This window comes from Mucilaginibacter sp., assembly GCF_028288185.1.
In the GTDB taxonomy this organism is placed as follows: Bacteria; Bacteroidota; Bacteroidia; order Sphingobacteriales; family Sphingobacteriaceae; genus Mucilaginibacter.
Genome location: NZ_JAQBOF010000037.1, coordinates 78,531 through 104,947, shown reverse-complemented (window position 1 = coordinate 104,947; position 26,417 = coordinate 78,531). Strand labels below are relative to the sequence as shown.

Genomic DNA, 26,417 nt, shown 5'->3' with positions numbered 1-26,417 from the left:
GTTTAGACAAGAAACGATCCTGTTGTTACAATTTAAGTATAAATATCTAAAAAAAATCGATCAATCAGAATATTATTTTACCCGCCGCGGTAACTAATGATGCAATACGTACGGCATCAAATATCCGCTCTTCGGTTGTGCCTAATTTTATTAGGGAATCTTCATGGGCATTAACACACATTTCGCAGCCGTTTACCGCAGATATGGTTAAGCTCATTAATTCAAAAAACTCTTTGCCGGTTATAGGTTTCATCATAATCTGCATACGTATGCGGGCAGGTATCTGGCTGTATTTTTCTTTCTGGGTAAAATGCCTGAAACGGTAAAATATATTGTTTGATGCCAGTAATGATGCGCAAGCAGTCGCCTCGGCTATATCTTCATCGGTTGCGCCTTGCTCTGTAGCATATTTGGTGTAAAAATTAGTAAGCGGCAGGTTGTTGTTATTAACAGCAACGCTTAATCCAAGCAAAGCGCACTCTTTAGTGCTTAAATGTTCAGAGGTTAACGTGCTGGTGAAATTCAACTTCAAATCGCGTAAATAGCGCGACTCGCCTTGTTCAAGCAAAGATAGGCTGGCTGTACGATAAGCTGTGTCTACGCCAATGCTTTGCAATAGTTCGTTTATAGTTTCTGTACTTTCGCTCATGGTATTTGTATAATTTATGGTAATAAAAAATCCCCGTTTTGTCGGGGATCTTTAGTTTTTAAACGGTTAACGTTTCCTGGCCTTTTTCCCAGTTACATGGGCAAAGCTCATCGGTTTGTAAACCATCCAGTACACGTAAAACTTCTTTAACGTTACGGCCAACGCTCAAATCGTTAACACACACCCAACGTACTATGCCGGTAGGGTCAATTATAAAAGTAGCACGGTAAGCAATTTTTTCGTTAGGCTCTAAAATGCCCAGATCTTCGGCCAATGACTTTGATGTGTCGGCCAGCATCGGGAATTTAAGATCGCGCAAATCCTCATGATGAGTTCTCCATGCAGCATGTACAAATTCAGAATCAGTCGATGCGCCAATTAAACGGGTTTCGCGGTCTCTAAACTCGCCAAAGTTTTTATTAAACTCGGCAATTTCTGTAGGGCAAACAAAAGTAAAATCTTTTGGCCACCAAAACATAACTGTCCAAACGTTATCATCATTAACTAAATAATCAGATGTTAATGTTTCAAATTCTTTTCCTTTTTCTAAACTAACAACTGCTGTTTTAGAATATGCCGGAAATTTTTGTCCTATAGTAATCATATTATAAATGTGTGTTTTTAAATTTTATGCAAATATACGGAATTTGCCGATGCGAAAATATTGCAATTTTAAATATAGTATAGATTATATCTATATGCTAAACAATATTAAATAGTTTTTGTAGATGATGAAAACATGGTGCTTAATAAACCTCTTCCGCAAGCGGAAAAGCGGGTTTGTAATTCCCTTGCAATTATCAATACCACTACCTATCTTAACATCACCAATATAACCCTCAATCAAAGTAAGTTATGAAAACCAATATCCGCATTTTTATCGCGCTCCTGTCGTGCGCTGTCATTCTACTAGCTGCATCATGGCGCCCGTTTGCTAAAGCAAACGTTGCTTCAAATGCAGTGCCATTTTTAATGAACGGGCGATATTTATTTGCGGCGGTACCGGGCGTGCGCGATTATTTAGGTTACGGCGGCCACGGCTTATTGATATTTGATATAGATCATGGGCATAAGTTTGTAAAACGTATTCCGTTTAAAGGCTATCACCCTAAAAACGGACAACCCTCAAATATTAAAGGCATCGCGGTAAGCATTGCGCTGCATAGCGTTTATGTAACCACGCTTGAAGGTTTGCAGCGCCTGGACCTGATAACCGGTAAATTGATCTGGGAAAAACCAATCCCCAACGGCTGCGACCGCTTATCTATAGCCCCTGATGGTAAAACCATGTATTTGCCATCATTGGAGAGCCATTACTGGAACGTTGTAGATTGCGAAACAGGCGACATCATTAAACGACTGGATGGTTTTAACGCATCACACAATACTATATATGCATTATCGGGCAAGCATGTTTATTTGGCCGATATTAAAAATACAACGGTAAAAATTGCTGATACAAAAACAAATACAGTTACTGCCGAGGTTGGGCCATTCAGCAATTTTGTGAGACCATTTACGGTTAACGGCAAAGAAACCCGCATTTTTGTTAATTGTAATGAACTGCTGGGCTTTGAGGTTGGCGATTTAACAACCGGCAAAAAAATAAAGCAAGTTGTAGTTGAAGGCTGGGATAAGGGCAGCGTAAGGCGCCACGGTTGTCCAAGTCATGGTATTGGCCTAACGCCCGATGAAAAAGAAATTTGGTTGTCTGATGGCGCAAACATGCGCCTGCATATTTTTAGCGGTGTAGAGCCGTACCAACAATTAACCACCATACCCTTGCAAGATATGCCGGGATGGGTAACATTTACTTTAGATGGTAAGTATGCCTACCCATCAAGCGGCGAGGTTATTGATGTAAAAACCCGTAAAATACTAACCGTACTTAAAGACGAACATTACAATACAGTTGAAAGCGAAAAGGTACTGGAAATTGATTTTAAAGATGGCAAACCAGTTAGGGCCGGCGACCAGTTTGGATTGGGGAGGGTGATGTAGTGTTCCACTTTCAAAATGGAACACCTGTTTGCCAGTGAAATTTCATTCATCTATACAAAATACTTATTCACCGATACATTTTTGCGCTAAGCTTACGTTTAACTAATTTTAAGCCATAATGTCACTTCAAAATAGATATTGTGCGATGGATTGTGGTATCTTAGTTAATGAAAATAAGCGCCCCGATTAGTCGGGGCGCTTATTTTAAAGCCGGGTTGATTTGTTACTGGACTATGCGCATAAAAGGTATATTAGCTTTTATAAAAAAATATAATTTATTTTTTATTCTTATGGGTTTGCTTGCAGGCAAACCCGGCGCAAGCTATGCACAACTATGCTCTGGCAGTTTAGCCGATATGCCAATAGCAGCTTTTACTGTAGCTAATAATACTAATGCTAATTGCCTGGTTAGTACCCTTGATTTTAAAGATGCTTCAACATCCACACTCGCCATAACTACCCGGTTCTGGGATTTTGGCGATGGGCAAACATCCACATCTCCAAGCCCAACGCATACTTATACTACTCCTGGCGATTATGATGTAAAACTAACTGTTTACAATAGTGCTGGCTGTTCTTCAACATCAGCGGTACAAATAATGCACATTGTGCCAAAACTTGTAGCGGATTTTAATGCATCAGCATCAACGTGCCCTGATTCGATTGTTACATTTACAGATAAGTCCACTAATGTTGATCCAATTGCGCAATGGCAGTGGAATTTTGGCGATGGTACCACACTTACCCGTACTACCGGTGCCCCATTTACCCATACTTATGCAATAAGCGGCAGTTATAAAGTAACCCTGGAAATCATATCAAATAAAGGTTGCGTAAGTGATCTTCGTACACAAACAATTAAAGTAGTTGCTGTCAATTTTAATGTTTGCCCTTATGATATTACGCAATTTACAGATATAACTGCTACTGCCAACACTACCGGTCTTACTTATAACTGGAACTTTGGTGACGCGGCCTCTACCCCGTTAAATCCAAACACCTCAACAGCTCAAAACCCTACGCATAAGTACACCAATACCGGGGTCTATACAGCTACGCTAAAAGTTACTTCGTCAAACGGCTGTGCGCCTGTAGGCAAGACAAAGACATTTACAATAACCAACACGCCGGTTGCAAAATTCGATATTGAAAACCGGACTATGCTCTGCGGCGGCGATAGCGTAACTTTTATTGATCAATCAGATACTGTTAATGCCAAAATAGCCAAGCTGATATGGTATTATGATATTGATAATCATCCAACAGATTCAATAGTGTTTAAAAAGACCACTATACGCAGCGATAAAAAATACCGGCATTTTTACGGGATAAATAATACAGCGTTGCCACAAATCTATCATGCGGTACTAGTTGTCTATACAGCCAGTGGGTGCTCTTATACTACCACGCGGCAGGATGTAATCATAAATCCTACGCCTGCGGTTACGTTAATGGTAAATAACAATCCGCTTGTAAGTCCGGTAGTATTATGCCAGGAAGGTGGTACGGCAACTATAACAGCTCAATCAAATGTGCCCGGAAGCGCAACATTTAGCGGTACCGGCATATCGTCACAAGGTGTTTTTGATCCTAAGATCTCCGGAACAGGTACTTTTACAATAAGTTGCGTTTTTGTAGCTGATAATAGCGGGTGTACAACTACTACACCTTTTGTTATTGCTGTTAGTCCTCTCCCTGTTATAACATTGCCGGCAACAGCCAATATGCTGGAAGGAGAGCAAAACACTTTAAACCCTAAAGTTGCCAGCGATAGTTTAAAATACCTATGGTCGCCAACTACCGGTATTGGTAATCCCAACATACTTAACCCTTCTTTTAGCCCAACAGTTGATACAAGATATACGCTGACGGTCACTTCGGACAAAGGATGTTCGGCGTCAGCACAGGTTGATGTACATGTAGTAAAGAAGCCCGTAGTGCCCAACGCGTTTACGCCCAATAATGATGGCATCAATGATACCTGGGATATAAAATATTTAAACACTTATACTAACGCTACTATAGAAGTATTTAACCGTTATGGGGTAAAAGTATTTTCATCAAACGGCTATACTATCCCCTGGGATGGTAAGTTTGACGGGAGGAGTTTACCATTTGGCGTTTACTATTATATAATAGACCCTAAAAACGGGGCTAAAAAAATGACAGGCAGTTTAACTATCATAAAATAATGGGTAAAGCATTAATTAATATATTTATAAAGCATAATTTTTTAGCAGATGTATCGCTCTAGACTCACCGTTTTTATTATACATGCAGCAGGCTGGCTGATGTGCAGTTTGTGTTCAGGAAACGATATTTTAGTTATGGCATAATTGTGTTGTTGTTAACAGGCTCCGTTTATTATTTACAACCTTTTGATAATTTATTGCGGCATAAGCTGCGCGAAGGTGCAAAACCAAAAACTACAGCTGCATCGGAGTATTCGGTATTTATAATATCAAGCAGTACCAGGTATGTTGTGCGATTTGATGCCAGCGGAGTTTTCATTAAAGCAATGCCTGTACGCTAATTACTCTTTTCCCTATATTTACTTTAGCCCGGCCTCTGTATAAGAGCCGGGTTTTTATGTTTGTTTGTTACTTTTACCGGGTGGATAAGCACAAGAGAAAAAGAAACCTGTTTATTATTGGTTTGGTTATAGGTATTGCTGTTGGCGAAGCCATGCATCACCTGGCACTGGGTATTGCATTTGGCATTTTATTAGGTTTAATTATGCGCGAGCTATATGAACGTAAAACCGGTTATTAATTAGCGATGATTTTTAGGCGCGGGTTTGTATTTTATAGAAAAACCTGTAGTTTCATCAGTTTGCTGCCTACCGGTTTTGGTGTTTAGTTTAAGCGGCTTTTGTGATAGTTGTTTGTCTTTCAATAAAAACTCAACACCTATGGTGTCTTTATCCAGCCCTCGCGGAAACCCCCAAATGGCATGAATAGTATCATTCTTTAATCTGCCTTCTATAACGCCGTTACGGCCTTCTTTTTGATAGGGGTACCAATTTATAAGGCCGGTTACCTGCTCGCCGTGTATTAACAGGTCAATAAGGGTGCTATCCTTTCCCTGTTTATTTATAAAATGCAATGTATACGCAACAGTTTTAGCATTTTCGGTTTGTTTAGGTATCGCGTAGCTGTTAATAGCACCATCAGCACCACCTTCTTTTTTTTGTGGCGATGAGCAGGCAGTTATAAATAATGCTGCAATGCAGATTAAGGTAATATATTTCATTATGATCTAACGGTAATTAAATAGTAAAAATGTGCTGTAAATGACACCTTAACCAACATTCAAATTCTTTTTTTATAGGTTTGCTTATGATGGAACATGTATTAGATAACCCGGCCTACAATGCTTTGGCTACGGGCAACAAACAGCTGGCTAAAGGTAACGAACAAATTAAATATTTTGATAAAGAAGTTTCGCCATTTATAGGTTTTAAAGAATATCGCCCGGATAATTTTCAGCAGCTTTATGATCTTATTACTCATAGCGGCCCTGTAGGTTTTGTATCACCAGTTGAAAGAGAAATACCCAAAATATGGAATGTTTTAAATGCCATAAAATGTTTGCAGATGGTATATACCGGGGATGCTACACCTACCGATGTATCTATAGAGCTGCTTGCACTAACGGATGAGCATATCCCTCAAATGCTCGCACTTACAAAACTTACCAACCCCGGCCCGTTTGCAGAACGTACTATTGATTTTGGATTTTACTACGGCATTTTTGATAATAATAAACTTGTGGCCATGGCAGGGCAGCGTATGCATCCATCGCCTTATGCCGAGGTTAGCGCGGTTTGTACACATCCAGATCATACCGGGAAAGGATACGCAAAGGTATTACTGCAATTCCACATTAACCGTATAATAGCCGCAGGCAATATCCCGTTTTTACATGTACGGACCGATAATGAGCGCGCTATTAAAGTTTATGAAACTATGGGGTTTGAAACCCGCCGGGAGATCTGTTTTTATATTATGAAGAAGTAGTTTATCTTCTGTTTCACTCTTCACAAAACCGACAAATTTCAATTATTTGATATTAAGGATTTTATTAAAAATATACGTGTAAAAGCACTGACGAAAGGTTGTTTCATTTTGTTTCACGGGTTTTTCACAAATCACTTATTTTCAATATATTAAGTCAAAATCTTGTTTCATCTGTTTCACTCTCGCGTGAAACAAAACACTTCTTTGAGCTTATAAATATCGAACACCAAAAATCCTTCATTATTCAATATTCGGTGTTCGATATTATTGATTACCAGCTAAGACTCACATGGATGCCATCAGGGCTATTATCATAACCCAAATACAACGTGTTTGACGATGCATCCCATGATGATTGGAAATTGGTAATGGTTTGACCCCGACTATCAGTAATGGTAATATTTTTGGCTTGTGCAGGTAATAATACACGCATGCTATTTAACGTATTGATAGGGCTTTTGGCTACAAAGCTGTATTGTTTGCCGGCTACCTTCTCCTCATATACTCTTGACGCTGATGCCAGTATTTGGGGCTTGGCTTTATTTACTACACGCTTAACATCATATAAATAAGATTGCTCGCCGGGGTTTACCACCTTTTCTGCAAGCACCGGTAATTTAGGGTCGAACAGGTCAATAACAGGGCCTTTAACAGTGTATGGTTTGGTGTCTTCATTTTCATTCAGCACGGCTATTATATCATAAGGTCCACGCTCTAAATACAAGCTGTTTTTAAATACCAGCTTACCGGCTTTGCTATCGGTTTCGTAAGCCTCTTTAACGGTATTAAGGTACTTGCCATCGTTATTGGCCTGCATTACAAAGTCTTTAGGGTTTTCTCTTATCACGTAAACGGCACCCAAGCCAACTTTAAATTTTTGCTTGCCGCTTGATGGATCTATATTAAGCAGTTTAAACAGGTGTTGTGATGGCGCGGTAAAGCTGTTCCCTTTGGTGTTCCACCATTCCATAACAGATTGATATGGATCATCATCTTTGCCGCAATATATCAGCACCCCGCCCTTTTTCACCCAGGCCGCCAATTGCTCATGCACCAATGCCGAATTTGGTTTCATGTTCGAATAGCTCATCACCAAAACCTTAATATCCTTTAAAGTTGCGGCATAACCCAGGTTCTCCATGTGTACGGTTTGTACCGGTACACCTCGTTTTACCAATGGCAGGGTTTGGCCATAAAATATAGAAAATTGAGGATCTTCAAAACCATTATGCGTTGGGAAACGCTGGAACATTAAAGAGTTGCTCATTAACACCCCGATCCCATTTACGCCCGATACTTTATTAGTAGACTCAGGTATGCTGTTTAAAGAGTTAACCATGATCTGCATCTGGGTAGAATAGTACTTAGGGATGTTTACGCTTGAGTCGCTATTGGCCATTTTATACTTACCGGTATAAATACGTTCCGGCCATGGCATCACCTCGTAATTGGCAACTACCGGGTATAACAATTTAGCGCTGAAAGTGGCCTGGTAATTACGTTTATAATCTGCCCAATCGCGGCGTGCATCTTCAATAGGATCTGTTAAAAAGAAAAGTTTTCGTTTGGTTGGAGCTGTCATGGATACCATTGAACCATACTCTAAAAACGCGTTTTCAAAAACACGTTCTTTCCGGTCGCCGTTAAAATAAGTAGCCTCGCGGGATGTGCCTGTCCAAACCTGGGCTATATAGCCATCTATACCCGGCAATGATGCCAAACTAGCCTCAGGGCTTACAATGCGCCATGACGAATAGTTAACCAGAGAGTGTGTAGCTATGTATATTTTAATGTTGATTCCTTTGCTTTTAGCATAGTCCTTTGCGTAATCTGATACTTGTTTAATGGCATTGTAATACAACTGGTATTTAAGTTTGCTTGACAGATAGGTGTTCTCTGCACTTTCATCCTGTGGTTTCCATGGGAAGCCGTAAAACTTTTGCCACTCCTCTTTAAACGGAACGCTATAACCACCACGCGCCCAAAACTCTGGCTCCTCTAAAAAAATCTCTTTAATGCCGACATCGATAACCCGTTTCATTACAGCTTTTTTCATGTATTCAATAAATACATCGGTAGGTACAACGTAGGGGATATTGCGCCCGTGCATAATAGGCTTGCCATTTTGCTCAACCTGTGCCAGGTCAAGGTGATTTTTGCCATCCCATTTGCCTAAAAAGAAATCATCATAACTACCCCAGGCAATACCCGTCATAAAAGCGGTTTGGTAACCATGATCGCGCCATGATTGTACACGCTGCTCAAACGTCATATTCGGGCGGTCATTCGTTCCATAAACTATGGCGATGTCTGATCGTACATCAATTTGCGGTATCCATGGGCTGCCGGTTTGGAAAGTGGTTTTTTGTGGCAGTTCTGTCGTTGCTGGTTTTACCTGTGCTAGAGCCGCAAAAGCAGTAGCCATAAAACCAAAAAAGAGTATAGTTTTCTTCATAAAATTACGTTTGGCGGATATCTGTTTGCAAAGCGTAATCACAGATTACAAATACATATCCAATACAGTAAGAGGTTTATAACTCTTCTGAAGCAAGGTAGCAATTTTTGCTATGCCTGGTTATTTGCGACAGGTTTTTTACAGAGGTGAATAATCTAAGTTGATGAATATCATCTCTTTAACACCGTTGTAGTAAAGCCTAATTTTTTCAAACCTTTTTTAACATCCGGGTTACTCATAAATAATTTCCAAAGCAGGCCACTTCTATAATTTTCTATCATTACAATTATTGGCCCCTGGTCAATAGCTAAATATGATTTTGCATACCATTCATGCTGCTCACTAAAGGCATCTACAAATCCATATTCGCCCCAAATTTGCGAACCCAGATCTTCATAAAAATGCTTCAATGCCTGCATGGAATATTGCGGAGCATACGGGAATGCCGATAAAGCAGCAGTAGGTGTAATCACCCCAAGATCATTAGTTGGCGAGTGGCCCGAATAGCCTTTCCAGCTATCACTGGCGGTTAATCCCCAGCAATTGTCGCCATAGCCTTTATACTTTAACGGGTTGTCAATACAATACCGGCGGTTAATTAATGTATGGTTAGTAGCCTGCTGCCAATAATCTGCATATTGGTCTTTTAGTCCTTTTGGATTTAGACCCATAAATGAATATTGTGTCCAAAACAATGGTCCGCCATAATCGGGGCCCAATGGCAAGGTTAGATTAATGTAATAAGTTTTACCATTGATAAACGTATTGCTCTTAGACCAACCTTCTGTATAAACTGATTTGCCAATAGCGTACATTGGCGATGATGCCGCCATAACGTAAGTGATCAGGCATTCATTCCAGCCTCTTATCGGCATGTTCATATCCCAATTATAATTGGGGCTCCAGTGCCAGTATAATACGTTTTGGTTGCGGGTGAACCAGTCCCACTCAACACCATTCCATAACTGCTGTATTTTAACACGCAAGTCCTTTTCAACTGGGTTGTTAGCTTTATAGTATTGCTGCGCGGCTAATAGCCCTTGGAAAAGATAAGAGGTTTCAACAATATCGGCTCCGTCATCTTTTTTGCTAAAAGGTATCGTTTTGCCGGTTTCGCCATTTAGCCAGTGTGAGAAAGCGCCATGAAATCTATCGGCCTTTAATAAAAAATCTACAATTTTAAGGGTATGTTCGGCGGCTTCCTTGCGAGATATAAATTGGCGATCGGCAGCAACAATAGCGGCCATTATGCCAAAACCAGTCCCGCCACTGGTTACCACATTGTTTATTGGCAGTAGATTAAGATGGCTCCGCTCGCGCGCCATGCCACTTGTTGGATGCGCGTAGTCCCAGAAATATCTAAAGGTTTGCTTTTGTACCAGGTCAAGCAGTTGATTATCGGTTAAACCCTTTTTTATGGTCAGATCTGCGGTAATAGGTGTCTGAGCATAGTTTTGGGTGCAACTCAATACCAAACATGCAACACCAAGCAATATTTTTTTTACATCCATTTGCGAAATTTATATGTTATCACTGGTATATGCAAGTTATGTCATTGTACTAACCAACTGTTTTTACATATTTGTCCTAACCATTTAATATAAGCCAGTGAAAAATACTTTTAAAATAGGTGTAACTGTTTGTATACTCTTGATATGTTTTCAAATCAATGCAACTTTTGCTCAAAGCAGATTAGTGAAGAATTTGGCAGCAGGTAAACACCAAACATTGGTAACTTATGGCACCAGCCTAACAGCGGCAGTTGGTGGCCATGCCTGGGTAGATTCTGTTAACCGCGCGTTAAATAATAAATATCATGGGTTGTTAACTACCATTAACTCGGCCAAGAGCGGCATGTGGTCGACATGGGGTGTGCAGAATCTGGAGGACAGTGTAATTAAAAAAGCCCCCGATGCAGTACTGATGGAGTTTAGCATGAACGATGCTTTTTTAAATTATAAAACAAGCGTTGAATTGGCCAGGCTAAATTTAAATTATATCATCGATCGTATTAAAATTTATAATCCCGATTGCGAGGTTATTTTGCAGGTTATGAATATACCATTAAACATACATGCCCAACAGCGCCCCGATCTGCTGAAATATTACCAAATGTATCGGGATGTTGCTAAAGCAAGGAAATTATTGCTGATAGACCACTATCCGCATTGGAAAAAACTATTGGATCAGAGTCAGGATGCTTATTTAAAGGCGATACCCGATGGTATCCATCCGGGTGTGGAAAGCTCTAAAAATATAATAGCCCCTTACGTGGTGAAACGCCTGGAAGGTAACGATTAGGATAGATAATTGACAGATTAGCGTTAATGTGTATCTTGCTTCGACTTAAATATAGACATCAATTATTATACAACAATCAATGAATAAAGTATTTGTTTGGGCAGCCGGTTTTATGGTTGCGGCTATTGGATTAACAGGATTCATCGCCAATAAATTAACTGTTTACAATGCAGATTTGAAACTACCAGCAGGCTTTTCGGCCACTATCCTTGCCGATTCGCTGGGACCATTAAGGCATTTGGTAGTTACTAAAAATGGCGATGTTTATGTAAATTTAAATTCGACAAGAAAAAGCAAAGGTAAAGGGATCTATTTTTTGAGCGATACCAACCACGATGGCAGGCTGGATAAAAAACTGGCGTTTGCCGACTATCCCGGTACGGGCATTAAAATAAAAGATCATTATTTGTATTCAACTTCAAATACAGGCGTGTTCAGATATAAACTGAATGATAGGGACGAGGTGATTAATGCCGATAAACCTGAAGTAATTGTTCAGGGATTATTGGACAAAGTGCACGATAATTCAAAATCCATCGCTCTTGACGATCAAAATAACTTATATGTAACCATTGGCTCTTATTCAGACGCATGCAGGCAAACAGGCTCTGCCTCGGGTATACCGGGTTGCCCTATTTTAGATTCGGCAGCAGGTATATGGAAGTTTAAAGCCAATAAATTGAACCAAGGTTTTAGCGATGGCGTTCGCTTTTCAACCGGGATAAAAAACGCGGTTGGTATTGATTACAATCCGGCATCAAAAACAGTATTTGCTACGCAACATGGCCGCAGTTTTGATAAACTATCGCCGCCTTATTTTTCCGGCCAAAAAAGCTCGGAGCTGCCTGCTGAAACTATTTACGAGCTAAAACAAGGCTTAGACGCCGGCTGGCCGTATGCGTATTACGATCAGCAACTAAAAAAGAAAATGGTATCGCCCGAGTATGGCGGCGATGGCAAAACACCTACCGATAAATATGCCGACCCAGCGGTTGCGTTCCCGGGCCACCTGGCACCCAATGACCTGTTGTTTTATACCGGTAATATGTTTCCTAAGCGTTATAAAAACGGCGCGTTCGTAGTTTTCCATGGTCGTGCTAACTCGCCGGTTAAAGGGTACCTGGTAGCTTTTGTACCATTTGTTAACGGCAAGCTATCAAGCGATTGGGAGATATTTGCTGACAACTTTACAGGCTCAGACCTGGAGCATCCAACCGGCCCGATGAAATATCGTCCTATGGGGTTAGCACAAGGGCCTGATGGCGCTTTATATGTAGCTGATGATGTGAAGGGTGCTATTTTTAAGATCGTTTACAAATAAAATATAACTACTGATCAAAAACCTCAAGCCGAAAGCCTTGAGGTTTTTTGTTTTATAGGCATTTCATTTAAAATACTTTATTTTTAGATAAATAATAGTGAAATGGCGTTTAGCATCCGGGTAAAATACAAGCAAATTATAGTTTATGGCGTAGCGCTTGCCCTGCTATTGTTTTTATTACAATGGCTGGAACTTCGATTTGTAATTTTTGACCACGCCTTTGAAGTTTATGCCGGTGCGATAGCCCTCATCTTTACCGCGTTGGGTATATGGCTTGCCCAGAAACTCATCAAACCCAAAGTTAAAACCGTTGTGGTTGAGAAGCAGATTTTTGTAGATAACAACGCAGGCTTCATTTTAAATCAGGATGCCGTTGACCAATTGCGAATAAGCAAACGCGAGCTGGAAGTTTTGCAGCTAATGGCCGATGGCCTGAGTAACCAGGAAATTGCCGGGCGTTTATTTGTATCATTAAATACTATTAAAACACACTCGGCAAATTTATTTGAAAAATTGGAGGCCGAACGCCGTACCCAAGCTATCGAAAAAGCAAAGCGTTTACGTTTGATAAGTTAAAATAAACTCATCCTAAAGAACGAATTGGCTCTATTTTATTAAAATCACCCTAAAGTATGACCGAAAAGTTAAGCCGATAATTGAATTTTGGACTATTAATGTTTAACACTAAACTTATTTAAGATGAAAAAGATTGTACTTGTTTGTGGCGCGATAGCCGGGCTGATAGCCGGTGGCTGGGCCGTGTTTTATATTTACCTGTGCAGCAATAAAATGGATTTTGATAATGGCGAGATATATGGCTACACAGCTATGATCGTAGCATTTTCGTTGGTTTTTGTGGGCGTTAAAAACTATCGGGATAATAATCTGCACGGCCAAATTAGTTTTGGCAAGGCTTTCCAGGTAGGTATATTAATTGTGATGGTGGCATCAACTATTTATGTAGTGTTATGGTTGATAGATTATTATTGCTTTATATCAAATTTTGCCGAGATCTATACCGCGCATGTGCTTGATAAGCTAAAAGCATCTGGCGCAAGTACTGTGGTAATAGCTAAAAAAGCTAAGGAGATGGCCGAGTTTAGCCGGATGTATAAGAATCCATTTTTCAACGCCATCATGACCTATTGCGAAATAGTACCTGTAGGTTTGATAGTTGCTTTGTTGGCGGCGTTGATATTAAAGCGAAAAACAAAATTGAATGATACGGTTACCGCATAAATTTAATCTGGATTCCCCGGTGGAATTAATTAGCCTTTTTTACAATGAAATGGCGCTGATATTCCATCGGGGTTTCGCCTTTTAGTACCTTAAACTTCCGGTTGAAATAGGATACATTATTAAATCCCGCGTCAAGACTGATCTGCGAGATACCCATGTTATTATTTTGCAGTAATTTACAAGCATAACCAATACGCAGATCGATTAAAAACTCTGACAAAGTTTTACGGGTAAACTTTTTAAAGTATCTGCAGAAAGCAGATGACGATAAGTTAGCTATCGTGGCAACTTCATTAAGCGATAGGTCGCGTTTAAAATTATCCAGAATGTAGTCGTAAACATTGCTCATCCGGGTTGATTCATCAAAGTTAAGATTGTTAAGAAATCCGGGGCTGGATAAGAGCGTGTATTCCTGAGAAATGGAAAGCAAATGCAAATATCTAATAAGCCAATAACCGTTTCGGCTGGGTTTTTCTCAACCAGGGCAGTTATTTTTTGTGTTAAGGTTAGTCTTGTTTGCCCTGTAAATACAATACCTTGCGATGACCGCTGCAACAGATCCTTGATCTGTTTAAAATGTTTCCTGTCGAAAAAACCGGGACCGAGAAAGTTTTCATGAAATTGGATTACAACTTGCTTTACTGCCTCGTTGCCTAATCCTTTTGTGTAAAATGTATGCGGCAAATTAGCGCCGAACATGCAAAGATCAATCGCGATAAATTCTGTAATACTATCGCCCACTATTCGTTGGCCGGCGCTTTCCAATATTAAAATTATTTCATACTCGGGGTGCGAATGAAACGGGAAATCATTAAACTTAAATTCCTCTGCTTTAACAACAAAAAGATTTTCTGGACTAACAATGTTCTCACGAAAAATTCTCATAAAGCAATAGTTACCGGTTTGTTAAACTTACTGAATTTTATTCCCGGAAAAATACTTTAGTCAAAATTGAATTAAAAAACATCAAATTTGTTCAACCAGTGTCCATTTGGATATTAGATTTTTGAGCATGTTAATTCAATACATACCAGATATTATATCATGATCAATATAAATAGTACAAAACAACTACTTGCAGTTAGTTTAATTGCATTTTTTTCGCTGACAGCCCTTGGACAAAACGCGCATATAATTGTGGATGCATCTAAGGTGATGAATAAGATACCAGCTAAAATGTATGGCTCATGTATTGAAGATGTTAACCATGAAATTTATGGCGGTCTGTATGATCAGCGACTATACGGCGAAAGTTTTGAAGAACCGGCACCATCCCCAAAGTTTAATGATTGGAAAATATTGCAAGGAAACTGGCGGTCTTACGAAAGTGGGGTGGCAGTAAATTCGGGCGAGGGCTATAAGTTTATTCGGGAGAACACGGTAGTAAAAGATGGTAGTCTTGAAGCAGATATCAAGTTTACCCGTAATGGTTTTAATGCCGGGTTTATAGTTAGGGTAAATAATGAGGGCAGCGGTGCCGATAATTTTGACGGTTATGAGGTCAGCATATCGGCTAGCCGTCATAATGTGATTTTAGGCAAGCATGTACATAACTATAAACCACTGGCCGAAGCTAAAGCAACTTTTGATGGTAAGCAGTGGCAGCATGTAAAGGTGACTATGCAAGGCGCGCATATTTTGATTTATCTGAATAACGAGACCCAACCTGCTATTGACTATGTTGACAATGACAACCCGATACTGACAGGAAAGATAGGGTTACGCACCTACAATGCCGCCGCAGCATTTAAAGATATAGTTATTGCCGATGGCACATCCACCATAAAAAACGAATTTAAAACTACGCCTCCTATACAAATAAGCCGCGTTTGGGATGCTATTGAAACCCAGGGAGCGAAGGCCAGATTTGCGCTGGACACCATTAACGCTTACAATAGCAAACAAGCCCAGGTTATAGAAAATATTACCGGGAAAGGCAAAGTTGGCATAGCGAATAACGGGTTGAACCGCTGGGGTATTGCGATAAAGGGTGGCCAAAAATTTCAAGGATATGTTTGCCTGCGGGCGGGGCAATTAAACGGCCCGGTTACCATTGTCTTGCAAAGTGCCGATGGCAGTAAAACCTATGCATCGCAAAAAATAGTTAACGTATCACCAACATGGAAAAAATACCCTATTGCGCTAACTTCAAACACAACCGATACAAAAACAAGATTTGCCCTATTTATTGAAGGCAAGGGCAAATTAACTATTGACCAGGCTGTCCTGATGTCGACAGGTGCTGACCAATTTAAGGGTTTGCCTATTCGTGCTGATATAGCCACCAAAATGCAGCAAGAAGGGTTAAACTTTGTACGCTACGGTGGGACAATGGTAAATGCGCCTGACTATAAATGGAAAAACATGATAGGCCCGCGAGATAAACGGCCACAATATAACGGGCACTGGTACCCTTATACCAGTAATGGCTTTGGTATTGAAGAGTTTGTTGCCTATTGCGAGGCAGCCGGATTTGAAGGAGCATTTGCTATAAATGTTGAGGAAACGCCGCAAGATATAGCTGATATGGTAGAGTATCTTACCGGTTCCACAACAACCTCATGGGGTAAAAGACGGGCAGCAAACGGGCATCCAAAACCATACCCTTTGCATTATATAGAGCTAGGCAATGAAGAAGTTATTTGGGGCGATCTGGAAAATGACTACAAGCATTATACTGAGCGGTTTAATTTGCTGTATGATGCTATCCATGCCAAAAATCCGGATATAAAAGTTATTTGCGCGGCTTGGTGGCGGCCAAGATCGCCAAATATGGAAATTGTGTTTAAAGCCGTTAATGGCAAAGCCGATTATTGGGATCTGCATACAGATGCAGATGAGGCGCGCGCCGGTATAACAGTCGACAAAAACCTGCAAATAATGCATGACCTATTCATGAAATGGGACCCAAACACTAGACTAAAATGTACCATATTTGAAGAAAATGGCGGCCTGCATAACATGCAACGCGCGTTAGGCCACGCTACTACACTAAATGCGGTACGCCGACATGGCGATTTTGTATTGACATCATGCGCGGCTAATGGCTTACAGGCATTAGGCCAAAATGATAACGATTGGGATCAGGGGCAGGTGTTTTTTACGCCTGCGCAAGTTTGGGGCATGCCGCCGTTTTACAGCGAGCAAATGGCTGCAAAAAATCATCAGCCGTTAAGGGTTTTTAGTAGTGTTGAGGGTGATCTGGATGTTACCGCAACTCGTAACGATGCAGGTAATGAGCTGGTAATACATACGGTAAATACCTCTGCCAACGCTATTAGATCATCGGTTGATTTAACAGGGTTTTCGGGAAGGCCATTAATAAAGGTTTATACCTTAACAGGCGATCCAAAAGGTGAAAACACACCGCAAGACCCTGAAAAAATATCGACTAAAGAAACCACTATACAAATCACCGGTAATAAAATCGACTATAGTTTCCCGGCTAATTCTTATACGATTTTTAGGTTTACAAAATAGGAGCCATCCAATTATTGGCTCATTTAGGTTTAAACATTTAATCAATATGTTGGTTTAAGATGTATCCGGTTAATACAGCCGGGTATAAATTGACAACATGTGGCATCGGTTATCTAATAAAAAGAATTACTTACCCAATTTATTATTATTACTTTTTTTTATTCTTCCGGTATTTGCTTATGCCCAGGTAATTACTCCTGCTGATTCACTAAAAGAAGATTCTCTACGCGTAAAAGCTTTGAAAGCAAAAGCGTCGATTGAGAACACTAACCAACAATATGATTTTGGTGACCTGCTCAGTAATGTTTTTAACCCGAAAAAGAAGGCTGATACCTTACATAGAAGATCGGGTATTACCATTGTGCCAAATATCGCCGCCAATCCTACAATCGGTGCGCAGATAGGTATAAAGGCCGTAGCTGGTAAAAAACTGGGCAACGATCCAAAAACACTCTTATCAATTGCTGCAACATCAGCTTCCATCACCAGTAAGGGGATTATTTACTTTTATTTAAACCATAACATATTTACACCGGGCAATAGGTGGAATTTACAGGGCAATATGGTTGTCGCAAAAACGGTAGCACCTGATTATGGACTGGGTATTGGTCAAGCTGCAAATGGTGGGACCGCTCCTCAAAACTTGTTGGCTGATGCCGCGCACAAGGTTTACGCTATCCATTCATACTATTATAATATCAGAGAAAAGGTATATAAAGAAGTTGCCGAAGGGTTGTTTGTTGGCGCTGGATTATCGTTCGAGATAAGGCGTAACATTACCAACAAAGACACTACTAACAATGCCACACCATCAAGCGTTTATAATAATGAGCACGGTTTCCCGCAGGATCATTACGCGGCAGATGGTTTCCTTTTTAACATAGCTTATACTACCCGCGATAATCCAAACCGTGCTTATAAAGGTATTTATTTTGATGCAGGTATCCGGGTAAACCAAACTTGGATAGGTAGCACAAAAAATTCGGTGCAGGTTACTACGGACCTTCGCAAATATGTAAGCCTGTCAGATGTAAGTCCCGAAACCGTGCTTGCATTTTGGAACTGGGGGTCGTATTTGGTAACCGGCAATGTACCTTATCTGGAATTGCCGGGTACGGCAAAAGATGGCTCTTCCAGAAGCGGCAGGGGGTATACCAGCCAATATTTTAAAGGGACCCAGTTTAATGATACAGAGGTGGAGTTTCGATTCCCTATTTTAAAAAATAAATTTATCAGCGGTGTAACCTTCGCCAGTATGCAAACCGCTAATGACGAGCATGGTACTAAACTGTTCCAGGTATTCCAACCGGGATATGGTGCCGGTTTACGGGTGTTGTTTAATAAAGCTACCCGCACCAACCTGGCCCTCGATTATGCTTTTGGTAAATATGGCAACAAAGGCTTCTTCTTGAATTTAAATGAGTCGTTCTAAAAATTAGCTATTGCAAACGGGTTTGTAAATGCTCAAATTAGTGCACGACTTTTATAAACTATGAATTTTAAAAATAAAGTAGCTATTGTTACCGGCGCAGGCCAGGGTATTGGCTTTGAAATATGCAGGCTATTGGCCGCAAACGGAGCAACTGTATTATTAAATGACCTGAACACCCAGTTAGCCGAAAGCGCCGCCTTACAAATTAAGGCCGAAGGTGCTTGTGTTGCTTTTCCGGGCGATGCCAGTAACGTTGCATTTATTAATAAGATGGTTGACGCGGCTATAGATGCTTACGGGCATTTAGATATTGTAATTGCCAATGCAGGAATTACCTTATACGGCGATTTCGCTACCTACTCCCAGGAATCTTTTTTTAAAGTTTTGCATGTTAATTTGGGCGGATCGTTCTTTTTGGCGCAGGCGGCATCCAACAAAATGAAGCTGCAACCTAATGGCGGAGCAATATTGTTCACTTCATCAGTAGTAGGACATCAGGCACTTAAAAGCCTGGCTGCTTATGCCATGACCAAAGCCGCTTTAGAAATGCTGGCTAAAAATCTGGTGATTGAACTGTCGCAACATAAAATTAACGTAAATACAATTGCCCCTGGTGCTACGCTTACAGAACGCACGATGGAAGAAAAAGATTATGAACGCGTATGGTCTGAAATTACACCGATGGGGCGCCCTGCTTACGTAAGTGATATAGCCAACACGGCTTTGTTTTTGGTGTCAGAGGAGGCGAAACATATAACTGGGCAAAGCCTGATAGTTGATGGTGGCTGGACATCTGTTAGCGCCTTACCTAGCGGGATAAAATAAGCAAGTGTTTATACACCACTAAAAATAGAGAATCCACCATCTACATTAATCACCGTACCTGTAACAAATTTGGAGGCATCGCTTAATAGCCATATTAACGCGCCATTTAGTTCATCAGGCGAACCAAAACGTTTGTAGGGTGTTTGTTGCAGTACGAGCTTACCACGGGCGGTATATGAGCCGTCCGAATTAGTTAATAAAGTGCGGTTTTGTTCCGTTAAAAAAAAGCCCGGCGCAATAGCGTTCATTCTTATTTTATCACCATAGCGGTTGGCCATTTCAACCGCGAACCATTGCGTATAGCAATCAATAGCAGCTTTACCTAAGCTGTAGCCCAAAACTTTGGTTATGGCCTGCCTGGCACTCATTGACGATATGTTTACAATACTACCGCCGCCAGATTCGGCAATGGTTTTTCCAAAAACTTGTGTAGGTATAATGGTTCCCCAAAGGTTAAGGTCGGTTACACGCTGCATACCGGAAATGTTCAGATCAAATACACTTTGCTCAGGCTGTAATACTCCTTCGGGCATATTGCCCCCGGCGGCATTTACCAGGCCATATATTGCGCCAAATTGAGTTAATATTTTGTCTTTTGCTTCTTCAAGCTGTTGTTCATTTAAAACATCGGCCACCAGCGCAAGGGCTTTGCCGCCGGCGTTGTTTATTTGGTTGGCTCTTTTTTCAGCTTCTTCTTTATTTCGCCCTAAAATACAAACTGAGCCGCCTGCTTTATGGATACCATTAATAAACGATTGCCCCAACACGCCGGTACCACCGGTTACAACTATTACTTTATCTTTTAAATCCATTTTTATTTCCTCAACGCTAACTTATTAATATCCTATTAACATTCTCAATAAATGGCTCCATTTTTTTGGAGTGCTTGTTTTAAATAGCTATTGAAACTAAAATAAGGTATGTTTATTAATTTAAGTTATTATCTATCAAAACTCATAAATTACCCGATATTTGTAAGGCGTTAAAAGACTATGCACCAGGTATTTGATCCATTTATAAAAATCTTCAGCACATCAGCCATCAGGTATTTTTTGGTGGCGGGTATCCCTTTTGTATTATGCTACGTATGGCTTAATGAATGGTTTGACGCATCAAAAATACAAAATAAGGCAGCATCACGACATGATTTTAGGCGCGAGATACTCCACTCTTTACAGTCCACCATTGTTTTTGCAGCAGCTGCCTGCTTAGTTTTATACAGCCCGGTTAAAAATATAACGCGTGTTTATACAAGTCCGCATGCATATCCCGCATGGTGGTTATATGTTAGCGTTGTGATAAGTTTGATTATACACGACACGTATTTTTACTGGACACACCGCCTGCTACATCACCCTAAACTATTCAGGCACGCGCATTTATTACATCATAGATCTACCAACCCTTCACCGTGGACATCATATTCATTCCATATTTTTGAGGCCTGCGTAGAGAGTTTAGTGCTACTGCTAATTACTGTTATTTTGCCGATGAATGTCATTTCCATAAGCTTATTTGTATTTATTGCCTTTATGATTAATGTTTACGGACACCTTGGGTATGAAATTGCCCCCAAGTGGTTAAGAAAAACCATTTTGTTTGAATTTACCAATACTTCTGTACATCACAATCTGCACCATAGTAAGTTTACAGGTAACTATGGTTTATATTTTAGATTTTGGGATAGGTTGATGGGCACCGAACATCCTAATTATGTAGAAGAATACGACCGGGTTCAGCAAAATCGTATCAATAAAAAAGGTGCGACTATTTAATGAGCCGCCGGCTGCAGCAATTGCGGCCACCAAACTTCAAAAAACGAATTCTCATTATTATTTCCTGCCGAGGCATAATCACAAAGTGTGATAGCTACCGGGCCTTTCGCGCTTTCAGTGTACGATTCGGGGATGAAATTTGCTTTATACAGCATACCATCACTTGCCTGATTAGGTACTTCGGTTAGGTTGATATAGCCATTTTTATCGGCAACAGGTTTTAGTACGGCAATAATGTTTGCGCCTTCGAAACGAGTGTCCCGTGCCAAAACAATCGGCCCGCGTACAATAGTCGCGCTGCGGATATTTGTTCCGGTTTCAACTACGCGGCCCCTCATATCCAGGGTAAAGGATATTTTATCACCTGTTTTCCAGTTGCGTTTTAGTTGGGTATATTGACCTGGCTGTACCTCAATAGCTACATTGTTTACAGTTAGCTTAGTAGTTTTGCTCCAGGCAGGTATGCGTACATCAATAGCCATATCCTCCGGTTTTTGCAGATCGACAGTTATTTCTACTACCCCTGATTTGGGGTAAGAGGTATGTTCTGCCAAATTAATTACCTGTCCTTTAGGGGTGTTTAATTTATAAGTGCCATCGGCAAAATAATTTATCTGTAAACCTTCCAGCCTTTCCATTACAAAATGCATCGGGGTAGCAAACAGACCCCTCGGACCGCTGGCTTCGCAACAGTTTAGGCCCATGCCGCATTGTTCGCTGCCCGGCAGACGCTGGCCATTTAGTGGCGTATACTTTGCCCATGACGCGCCGTTATGACTCATGGAACCTAGCAATGCATTGTAATAAGTTTTTTCGGCTTCATCAGCATATTTAGCCTCGCCGGTTAGGCGCAGTAACTGCTCGGTAAGCTTGAGCCAGGTTACAGTAACGCAAGTTTCCTGGAAATGATTGATCGGTGTATTTTCAATTGCCTTGCCCCCAAACCACATTTCGGTTGACGCGCCCGAACCTACAATATCTATCTCTGTTTTTTTGATATTTGCCCAACAATCTTCAACTGCTTTTTTATAAGTTTCGTTACCAGTTATGCGGTAAAGTTCCAGCAAGCCCTCGTGACACGACATCATTTCATATGCTTTCTGTCCCTGCTCAGGGCTGTACCAATTTTTAGGTTTCGGGAAACGATCAGCCACATTTACATTGGCTTTGCTTATTAAATTCGGCCCTTCGGGGGTTTCCCATTGCCTAACTATCTCCAATGCGAAATCCAGGAACTTTTTATCGCCGGTGCGGGTGTACAATTGACAAACCGGTTCTAGTACTGATGATGCCGCCATACCCCGGTAATTGCCTTTGGTTACAATAATGCCGTCTTTTTTATGCAGATCATCTATTAAATTGTCAAAAATGCGGGAAGCGCCTGTCAGGCTTTTTTTGTCTTTGGTAAGGTCATAATAGGCTAATAACCCCAGCATGCAATATTTCCGGCCCCAAATGTCCCATTCTTCTAAACGGTGCGCCTGGGCATAATTACCTATATAGCCATCGGGGGTTTGGGTAGCCAGTAATCCGGTAACTGCATGATCAAGCACAGCTTTTAAGCGGGCATCCAGACGATACTTATAAGCCAATACCGCCGAGGTAAACCATTTACCCCAAAACTCATTTTGCCATAGGTGAGTCTCGGTTCTATGTTCGGGTTTAAAGGGCTCTATCAGCCTGTTAACATCCTGCGCCAGAATACGGTTATTAATAGAGCCGCTTAGCTTATCAGCCAGGTAACCGGTAAAATGTACTTCGATGGATGGGTATAATACATCATTTACTTTTTGCCTGTTGTTATTTTGAGCGAAGCTGTCATTACAGAAAACGCAAAGCGATATAAGCATTATAGCTATCAATGGTTTTAATTGGCGCATATTTTTTAAATGAGGTATAGCAGATTTATGCTATGGTTATAATTATAGCCTAAATTAATGTTTTTGTTTTAAAGCGACTTGTAAAAAACATTGGTCCATATATTGCTTAACACTTGGTATGAAGAAGAGGGTCCTTGTAATTGAAGACGAGCCTGTAATAGGCGAAATGATGAGCATATTGCTGGAGATTGAGGGTTACAAGGTAATTAGCCTTGATGATACGGGTATGGCAAGGCGCAAACTGCATGCTAAAGAGGTTGACCTGGTGATGCTTGATCTTAACTTAAAGGGCGAGAACGGCCAATCCATGTGTGCCTACATTAAAGGTCAGGCCGACCTTAAACATATACCGGTTATCCTGGTTTCGGCCAATAGCGAACTGGAATCAATTAGAGATGAATGCGGTGCAGATGATATTATTCATAAACCTTTTGATTTGGAGCATTTTATAGCTAAAGTACGCACACATTCAGGCGGGGGTAATTTTATTTAACATTTAAATCTCTTCGGGCTTTTGATTGTTATTCTAGTATTCAAACACTGTCAAAATCCCCAAATGGACTATTATAAATAGTCGGCGTGCAATTTATTTATCTTTTATTAAATATGCCGGGAACTTAGCCTCCGCAGGCCCTTTTTTACTGCGAAAATTTGATTGTCCACCCACATCTGTATGTAATGGCAAGTACATGCCTTGCGAGTCATCCAGAGCTTTAAACAATTGTTGGTTCATTGATTTTACTACAGTCGCGTATTTTGAGTTCCTGATCAAATTTTTTGTTTCCATCGGATCGGCTTGCAAGTCATAAAGCTCATCAGTATCCCAAATGCCATAGTAGTGGATATATTTATATTGATCATTACGTAAGGCGTGCATAGTTGGTGTTTGCGGGAAAGATCGTTCCCAATAATATTCGTATAAAAATCCCGTGCGCCATGTTGCGGGTTTTTTACCCTCTAATAAAGGCAGGTAGCTCATGCCATCCATATATTGAGGGGCTTTTAATCCGGCTGCATCAAGCAAAGTAGGAGCAATATCAATATTGGCTACCACCTCTTTAACAACAGTTCCGGGCTTGATCAACTCGGGGCAATAAGCCAGCATCGGTACCCGCATTGACGCCTCGTAAGCGGTGCGTTTATCAATCAACCCATGTTCGCCAAACTGGAAACCATTATCGCCCATATAAATAATAAGGGTCGATTCTAACAATCCTTCTTTTTTCAAATAATCCATCACTTTACCTACCGACGCATCAACACTATACAGTGTTTCGGCATAGCGTTTATAATAAGCGCCGATATCTAAAGTGCTATGGTAAGGAAAGTCAACCCCATGCCATGAGTTGCGTTGATTTTGAACCCACATTGGTGCACCTTCTACATTTTTGGGGTTCATGGTATAGGGTGGTTTAAATTCAAATTTTTGTGCACGACCCTTATCGCGTTCGGCAGGGATAAAATCGGCATGTACGCCTTTATGTGCCAGGTACAGCATAAAAGGCTTATCTTTTTGCCGGTGACTTAAAAAGTTAAGCGCATAATCGGTCAGCTCATCAGTGATATAGCCTTTTTGGGGCACATGTTTGCCGTTAACGTTTAAGCCGTTCTTTTCGGGCAGGTAAGATCCCTGCCCTTTAAATGATACCCAATAAGTAAAGCCGCGTTGTGGCTGGTCGCCGTCATTCCCTGCATGCCATTTGCCCACCATGGCGGTTTGATAACCAATTTGCTGTAAATATTGCGGGAAGAATATCAGGTTTGCCGGCACCTTATGCTCGTTGTCAACAACAGTATGTTTATGCGAGTACAACCCTGTTAAAATAGATGCCCTTGAGGGCGAACAAAGCGAATTATTTACAAACGCGTTTGGCAGGTAAGCGCCCTCGCGGGCCATACGGTCCAGGTTGGGCGTTTCAATAAAATCCTGCGTTTTTAAAAAGCCCAACGCGTCATACCGATGGTCATCGGCCAAAATAAATACGATATTGCGTGGTTTGCCATTGCCTATATTAAGCAACTTTAAAGAACCCATAGGCTGGCTTAATATCGCGTTTTGTGCGATAACCTGTGTTACCGAAGAAAGCAAGAATAAAGCTAGTGTAAAATATTTTGCCTTCATTTTTAGGTATGGTTTTAAAGCCAACTTATCAATCAATGATATAATCAAGCCGGGCATTTCTATAAATTGGTTTTTGTAAATGTATTTTAAATTTTTTAAAACTTTGCAAAGGGCCCTGGGTCACAAATAAATTGGTTAACCAGGCGGGTATGTTGCCACCGGGGTCGGCATGAAGCGTATAAATAATTTTTACATGGTCCTTGCCAGATGCATATAATACCCATTTCCCATTGGAATTAGTAATGCGTACTATTTTTGATTTTACCGGTACCATATCGGCTACGCAAGGTGCATCTATCGTTACAGTTTTGGTAACCGCATCCTGTGATACTTTAAGATGCGCAATAAAATCGCGGTTGCTCACCGGCCATGGCATCTCAATTAGCGAATAGTAATACAACTCTGCCGGTGATACCTGTTTGATCAAATAATTACCCGTAGTATGGTAAAGCCACTCTTCACTGTTTTTAATATCCATTAGTGCTGCCACAACTTGCGATAGGGTTGCCTCTAATTTGCACTCTACTTTTATCGCTTTAATTTTTGATGACTCTAAATCGCGGGTAAATATTTTTATTCCGTTATTGTTTTCTTTTAGCGCCCAATTATCGTTGGTTTGTGCTATAGCGCAATTTGCTAACAGTAAAAATAGTAGAATAAGCTTTTTTTTCACGGGATATAGTTTATAATGCAATGTACCAATTCTTTAAATAATTATTGCAGGCACTAATACCGGTTTGCTTTGTAACCATTGGCTGGGGTGTTATAAACCAATTTTGTTTGGCAAATGGTAACGTTTGCATAAATAAATTTTTATTCCAATACCTGATTTTTTTTCTTTTGATTAACTTGCCCTTGTTATAAACTATAAGCAACAACCAATTGGGCTGCATTTAAACCTCAGCCGTACATACTAAG

25 protein-coding genes are annotated in these 26,417 nt (G+C 40.6%); 13 read left to right on the top strand and 12 right to left on the bottom strand.

Features of this window, described 5'->3' with window-relative positions:
* Positions 1 to 64: 64 nt before the first annotated feature.
* Both JWQ34_RS17190 and JWQ34_RS17185 read right to left on the bottom strand, forming a co-directional pair.
* Positions 65 to 649: a carboxymuconolactone decarboxylase family protein gene (locus JWQ34_RS17190; protein ID WP_299359325.1), complete on the bottom strand. Its 585-nt coding sequence runs from the start codon at positions 647 to 649 to the stop codon at positions 65 to 67.
* Between the two features lie 58 nt (positions 650 to 707).
* On the bottom strand, positions 708 to 1,253 hold the full coding sequence (locus JWQ34_RS17185; RefSeq protein WP_299359323.1) for a peroxiredoxin: 546 nt from the start codon (positions 1,251 to 1,253) through the stop codon (positions 708 to 710).
* Between the two features lie 251 nt (positions 1,254 to 1,504).
* Between JWQ34_RS17185 and JWQ34_RS17180 the strand changes: the two genes are divergently transcribed.
* Positions 1,505 to 2,650 carry a hypothetical protein gene (locus JWQ34_RS17180; protein WP_299359321.1) on the top strand — a complete coding sequence of 382 codons (1,146 nt, stop codon included), beginning with the start codon at positions 1,505 to 1,507 and terminating at the stop codon, positions 2,648 to 2,650.
* 167 nt (positions 2,651 to 2,817) lie between these two features.
* The gene (locus tag JWQ34_RS17175) at positions 2,818 to 4,842 is read left to right on the top strand and encodes a PKD domain-containing protein (protein WP_299359319.1); all 2,025 of its coding nucleotides are present in this window, start codon (positions 2,818 to 2,820) and stop codon (positions 4,840 to 4,842) included.
* Positions 4,843 to 5,014: 172 nt separating this feature from the next.
* Here the strand turns inward: JWQ34_RS17175 and JWQ34_RS17170 are convergent, their stop codons facing one another.
* A complete protein-coding gene (locus JWQ34_RS17170) occupies positions 5,015 to 5,161 on the bottom strand; it encodes a hypothetical protein (RefSeq protein WP_299359317.1) in 147 nt (48 codons plus the stop codon).
* A gap of 102 nt (positions 5,162 to 5,263) precedes the next feature.
* On the opposite strand from JWQ34_RS17170, the gene JWQ34_RS17165 reads away from it, so the two are divergent.
* Positions 5,264 to 5,422 (top strand): hypothetical protein, encoded by a 159-nt coding sequence (locus tag JWQ34_RS17165; RefSeq protein ID WP_299359315.1) that lies wholly within the window; start codon positions 5,264 to 5,266, stop codon positions 5,420 to 5,422.
* Here JWQ34_RS17165 and JWQ34_RS17160 read toward each other — a convergent pair whose 3' ends face one another.
* Complete coding sequence (locus JWQ34_RS17160) at positions 5,423 to 5,902, bottom strand: hypothetical protein (protein WP_299359313.1); 480 nt, start codon at positions 5,900 to 5,902, stop codon at positions 5,423 to 5,425.
* 89 nt (positions 5,903 to 5,991) lie between these two features.
* Here JWQ34_RS17160 and JWQ34_RS17155 point away from each other — a divergent pair, with 89 nt between their 5' ends.
* Positions 5,992 to 6,669: a GNAT family N-acetyltransferase gene (locus JWQ34_RS17155; RefSeq protein ID WP_299359311.1), complete on the top strand. Its 678-nt coding sequence runs from the start codon at positions 5,992 to 5,994 to the stop codon at positions 6,667 to 6,669.
* Positions 6,670 to 6,940: 271 nt separating this feature from the next.
* Here JWQ34_RS17155 and JWQ34_RS17150 read toward each other — a convergent pair whose 3' ends face one another.
* Both JWQ34_RS17150 and JWQ34_RS17145 read right to left on the bottom strand, forming a co-directional pair.
* Positions 6,941 to 9,124 (bottom strand): hypothetical protein, encoded by a 2,184-nt coding sequence (locus tag JWQ34_RS17150; RefSeq protein ID WP_299359309.1) that lies wholly within the window; start codon positions 9,122 to 9,124, stop codon positions 6,941 to 6,943.
* Between the two features lie 170 nt (positions 9,125 to 9,294).
* Positions 9,295 to 10,635 carry a glucoamylase family protein gene (locus tag JWQ34_RS17145; RefSeq protein ID WP_299359307.1) on the bottom strand — a complete coding sequence of 447 codons (1,341 nt, stop codon included), beginning with the start codon at positions 10,633 to 10,635 and terminating at the stop codon, positions 9,295 to 9,297.
* A 97-nt stretch (positions 10,636 to 10,732) separates the two neighbouring features.
* Here JWQ34_RS17145 and JWQ34_RS17140 point away from each other — a divergent pair, with 97 nt between their 5' ends.
* From JWQ34_RS17140 to JWQ34_RS17125, 4 genes are all read left to right on the top strand, one after another.
* The gene (locus JWQ34_RS17140) at positions 10,733 to 11,425 is read left to right on the top strand and encodes an SGNH/GDSL hydrolase family protein (protein WP_299359305.1); all 693 of its coding nucleotides are present in this window, start codon (positions 10,733 to 10,735) and stop codon (positions 11,423 to 11,425) included.
* Positions 11,426 to 11,504: 79 nt separating this feature from the next.
* Positions 11,505 to 12,746, top strand: coding sequence for a PQQ-dependent sugar dehydrogenase (locus tag JWQ34_RS17135; RefSeq protein WP_299359303.1), 1,242 nt, complete (start codon positions 11,505 to 11,507; stop codon positions 12,744 to 12,746).
* Between the two features lie 102 nt (positions 12,747 to 12,848).
* Positions 12,849 to 13,322 (top strand): LuxR C-terminal-related transcriptional regulator, encoded by a 474-nt coding sequence (locus tag JWQ34_RS17130; protein ID WP_299359301.1) that lies wholly within the window; start codon positions 12,849 to 12,851, stop codon positions 13,320 to 13,322.
* Between the two features lie 123 nt (positions 13,323 to 13,445).
* Positions 13,446 to 13,985 carry a DUF4199 domain-containing protein gene (locus JWQ34_RS17125; RefSeq protein ID WP_299359299.1) on the top strand — a complete coding sequence of 180 codons (540 nt, stop codon included), beginning with the start codon at positions 13,446 to 13,448 and terminating at the stop codon, positions 13,983 to 13,985.
* A 25-nt stretch (positions 13,986 to 14,010) separates the two neighbouring features.
* Here the strand turns inward: JWQ34_RS17125 and JWQ34_RS17120 are convergent, their stop codons facing one another.
* On the bottom strand, positions 14,011 to 14,334 hold the full coding sequence (locus tag JWQ34_RS17120) for an AraC family transcriptional regulator (protein WP_299359298.1): 324 nt from the start codon (positions 14,332 to 14,334) through the stop codon (positions 14,011 to 14,013).
* Positions 14,331 to 14,870 (bottom strand): hypothetical protein, encoded by a 540-nt coding sequence (locus JWQ34_RS17115; protein ID WP_299359296.1) that lies wholly within the window; start codon positions 14,868 to 14,870, stop codon positions 14,331 to 14,333. Before JWQ34_RS17115 ends, JWQ34_RS17120 begins: the two co-directional genes overlap by 4 nt.
* A gap of 159 nt (positions 14,871 to 15,029) precedes the next feature.
* Between JWQ34_RS17115 and JWQ34_RS17110 the strand changes: the two genes are divergently transcribed.
* The 3 genes from JWQ34_RS17110 to JWQ34_RS17100 all read left to right on the top strand — a co-directional run bounded on the left by JWQ34_RS17110 (position 15,030) and on the right by JWQ34_RS17100 (position 19,722).
* On the top strand, positions 15,030 to 17,465 hold the full coding sequence (locus JWQ34_RS17110) for a family 16 glycoside hydrolase (RefSeq protein WP_299359294.1): 2,436 nt from the start codon (positions 15,030 to 15,032) through the stop codon (positions 17,463 to 17,465).
* A 97-nt stretch (positions 17,466 to 17,562) separates the two neighbouring features.
* On the top strand, positions 17,563 to 18,897 hold the full coding sequence (locus JWQ34_RS17105) for a BamA/TamA family outer membrane protein (protein ID WP_299359292.1): 1,335 nt from the start codon (positions 17,563 to 17,565) through the stop codon (positions 18,895 to 18,897).
* A gap of 60 nt (positions 18,898 to 18,957) precedes the next feature.
* Positions 18,958 to 19,722, top strand: coding sequence for an SDR family NAD(P)-dependent oxidoreductase (locus JWQ34_RS17100; RefSeq protein WP_299359290.1), 765 nt, complete (start codon positions 18,958 to 18,960; stop codon positions 19,720 to 19,722).
* A gap of 8 nt (positions 19,723 to 19,730) precedes the next feature.
* Here JWQ34_RS17100 and JWQ34_RS17095 read toward each other — a convergent pair whose 3' ends face one another.
* Positions 19,731 to 20,534, bottom strand: a complete 804-nt coding sequence (locus tag JWQ34_RS17095; RefSeq protein ID WP_299359288.1) for an SDR family oxidoreductase — start codon at positions 20,532 to 20,534, stop codon at positions 19,731 to 19,733.
* Between the two features lie 180 nt (positions 20,535 to 20,714).
* Here JWQ34_RS17095 and JWQ34_RS17090 point away from each other — a divergent pair, with 180 nt between their 5' ends.
* A complete protein-coding gene (locus tag JWQ34_RS17090) occupies positions 20,715 to 21,497 on the top strand; it encodes a sterol desaturase family protein (protein ID WP_299359285.1) in 783 nt (260 codons plus the stop codon).
* Here the strand turns inward: JWQ34_RS17090 and JWQ34_RS17085 are convergent.
* The gene (locus JWQ34_RS17085) at positions 21,494 to 23,377 is read right to left on the bottom strand and encodes a beta-L-arabinofuranosidase domain-containing protein (protein WP_299359283.1); all 1,884 of its coding nucleotides are present in this window, start codon (positions 23,375 to 23,377) and stop codon (positions 21,494 to 21,496) included. The genes JWQ34_RS17090 and JWQ34_RS17085 overlap by 4 nt on opposite strands.
* Positions 23,378 to 23,495: 118 nt before the next feature.
* Between JWQ34_RS17085 and JWQ34_RS17080 the strand changes: the two genes are divergently transcribed.
* Entirely contained in the window at positions 23,496 to 23,870 is a 375-nt protein-coding gene (locus JWQ34_RS17080; protein ID WP_299359281.1) for a response regulator transcription factor, read from the top strand.
* 93 nt (positions 23,871 to 23,963) lie between these two features.
* Here JWQ34_RS17080 and JWQ34_RS17075 read toward each other — a convergent pair whose 3' ends face one another.
* Together JWQ34_RS17075 and JWQ34_RS17070 are read right to left on the bottom strand one after the other, a co-directional pair.
* Positions 23,964 to 25,499 carry a sulfatase gene (locus JWQ34_RS17075; protein WP_299359279.1) on the bottom strand — a complete coding sequence of 512 codons (1,536 nt, stop codon included), beginning with the start codon at positions 25,497 to 25,499 and terminating at the stop codon, positions 23,964 to 23,966.
* Between the two features lie 28 nt (positions 25,500 to 25,527).
* The gene (locus JWQ34_RS17070) at positions 25,528 to 26,172 is read right to left on the bottom strand and encodes an START domain-containing protein (protein ID WP_299359277.1); all 645 of its coding nucleotides are present in this window, start codon (positions 26,170 to 26,172) and stop codon (positions 25,528 to 25,530) included.
* Between the last annotated feature and the right edge of the window lie 245 nt (positions 26,173 to 26,417).

Bases quoted from the DNA above. Each gene is read 5' to 3' on its own strand.
- JWQ34_RS17150 (WP_299359309.1), bottom strand. From the start codon at position 9,124: ATGAAGAAAACTATACTCTTTTTTGGTTTTATGGCTACTGCTTTTGCG.
- JWQ34_RS17180 (WP_299359321.1), top strand. From the start codon at position 1,505: ATGAAAACCAATATCCGCATTTTTATCGCGCTCCTGTCGTGCGCTGTC.
- JWQ34_RS17145 (WP_299359307.1), bottom strand. From the start codon at position 10,635: ATGGATGTAAAAAAAATATTGCTTGGTGTTGCATGTTTGGTATTGAGT.
- JWQ34_RS17075 (WP_299359279.1), bottom strand. From the start codon at position 25,499: ATGAAGGCAAAATATTTTACACTAGCTTTATTCTTGCTTTCTTCGGTA.
- JWQ34_RS17185 (WP_299359323.1), bottom strand. From the start codon at position 1,253: ATGATTACTATAGGACAAAAATTTCCGGCATATTCTAAAACAGCAGTT.
- JWQ34_RS17105 (WP_299359292.1), top strand. From the start codon at position 17,563: ATGTGGCATCGGTTATCTAATAAAAAGAATTACTTACCCAATTTATTA.
- JWQ34_RS17135 (WP_299359303.1), top strand. From the start codon at position 11,505: ATGAATAAAGTATTTGTTTGGGCAGCCGGTTTTATGGTTGCGGCTATT.
- JWQ34_RS17190 (WP_299359325.1), bottom strand. From the start codon at position 649: ATGAGCGAAAGTACAGAAACTATAAACGAACTATTGCAAAGCATTGGC.
- JWQ34_RS17120 (WP_299359298.1), bottom strand. From the start codon at position 14,334: ATGAGCAATGTTTACGACTACATTCTGGATAATTTTAAACGCGACCTA.
- JWQ34_RS17125 (WP_299359299.1), top strand. From the start codon at position 13,446: ATGAAAAAGATTGTACTTGTTTGTGGCGCGATAGCCGGGCTGATAGCC.
- JWQ34_RS17085 (WP_299359283.1), bottom strand. From the start codon at position 23,377: ATGCGCCAATTAAAACCATTGATAGCTATAATGCTTATATCGCTTTGC.
- JWQ34_RS17175 (WP_299359319.1), top strand. From the start codon at position 2,818: ATGAAAATAAGCGCCCCGATTAGTCGGGGCGCTTATTTTAAAGCCGGG.
- JWQ34_RS17130 (WP_299359301.1), top strand. From the start codon at position 12,849: ATGGCGTTTAGCATCCGGGTAAAATACAAGCAAATTATAGTTTATGGC.
- JWQ34_RS17155 (WP_299359311.1), top strand. From the start codon at position 5,992: ATGGAACATGTATTAGATAACCCGGCCTACAATGCTTTGGCTACGGGC.
- JWQ34_RS17100 (WP_299359290.1), top strand. From the start codon at position 18,958: ATGAATTTTAAAAATAAAGTAGCTATTGTTACCGGCGCAGGCCAGGGT.
- JWQ34_RS17095 (WP_299359288.1), bottom strand. From the start codon at position 20,534: ATGGATTTAAAAGATAAAGTAATAGTTGTAACCGGTGGTACCGGCGTG.
- JWQ34_RS17170 (WP_299359317.1), bottom strand. From the start codon at position 5,161: ATGAAAACTCCGCTGGCATCAAATCGCACAACATACCTGGTACTGCTT.
- JWQ34_RS17160 (WP_299359313.1), bottom strand. From the start codon at position 5,902: ATGAAATATATTACCTTAATCTGCATTGCAGCATTATTTATAACTGCC.
- JWQ34_RS17115 (WP_299359296.1), bottom strand. From the start codon at position 14,870: ATGAGAATTTTTCGTGAGAACATTGTTAGTCCAGAAAATCTTTTTGTT.
- JWQ34_RS17110 (WP_299359294.1), top strand. From the start codon at position 15,030: ATGATCAATATAAATAGTACAAAACAACTACTTGCAGTTAGTTTAATT.
- JWQ34_RS17090 (WP_299359285.1), top strand. From the start codon at position 20,715: ATGCACCAGGTATTTGATCCATTTATAAAAATCTTCAGCACATCAGCC.
- JWQ34_RS17080 (WP_299359281.1), top strand. From the start codon at position 23,496: ATGAAGAAGAGGGTCCTTGTAATTGAAGACGAGCCTGTAATAGGCGAA.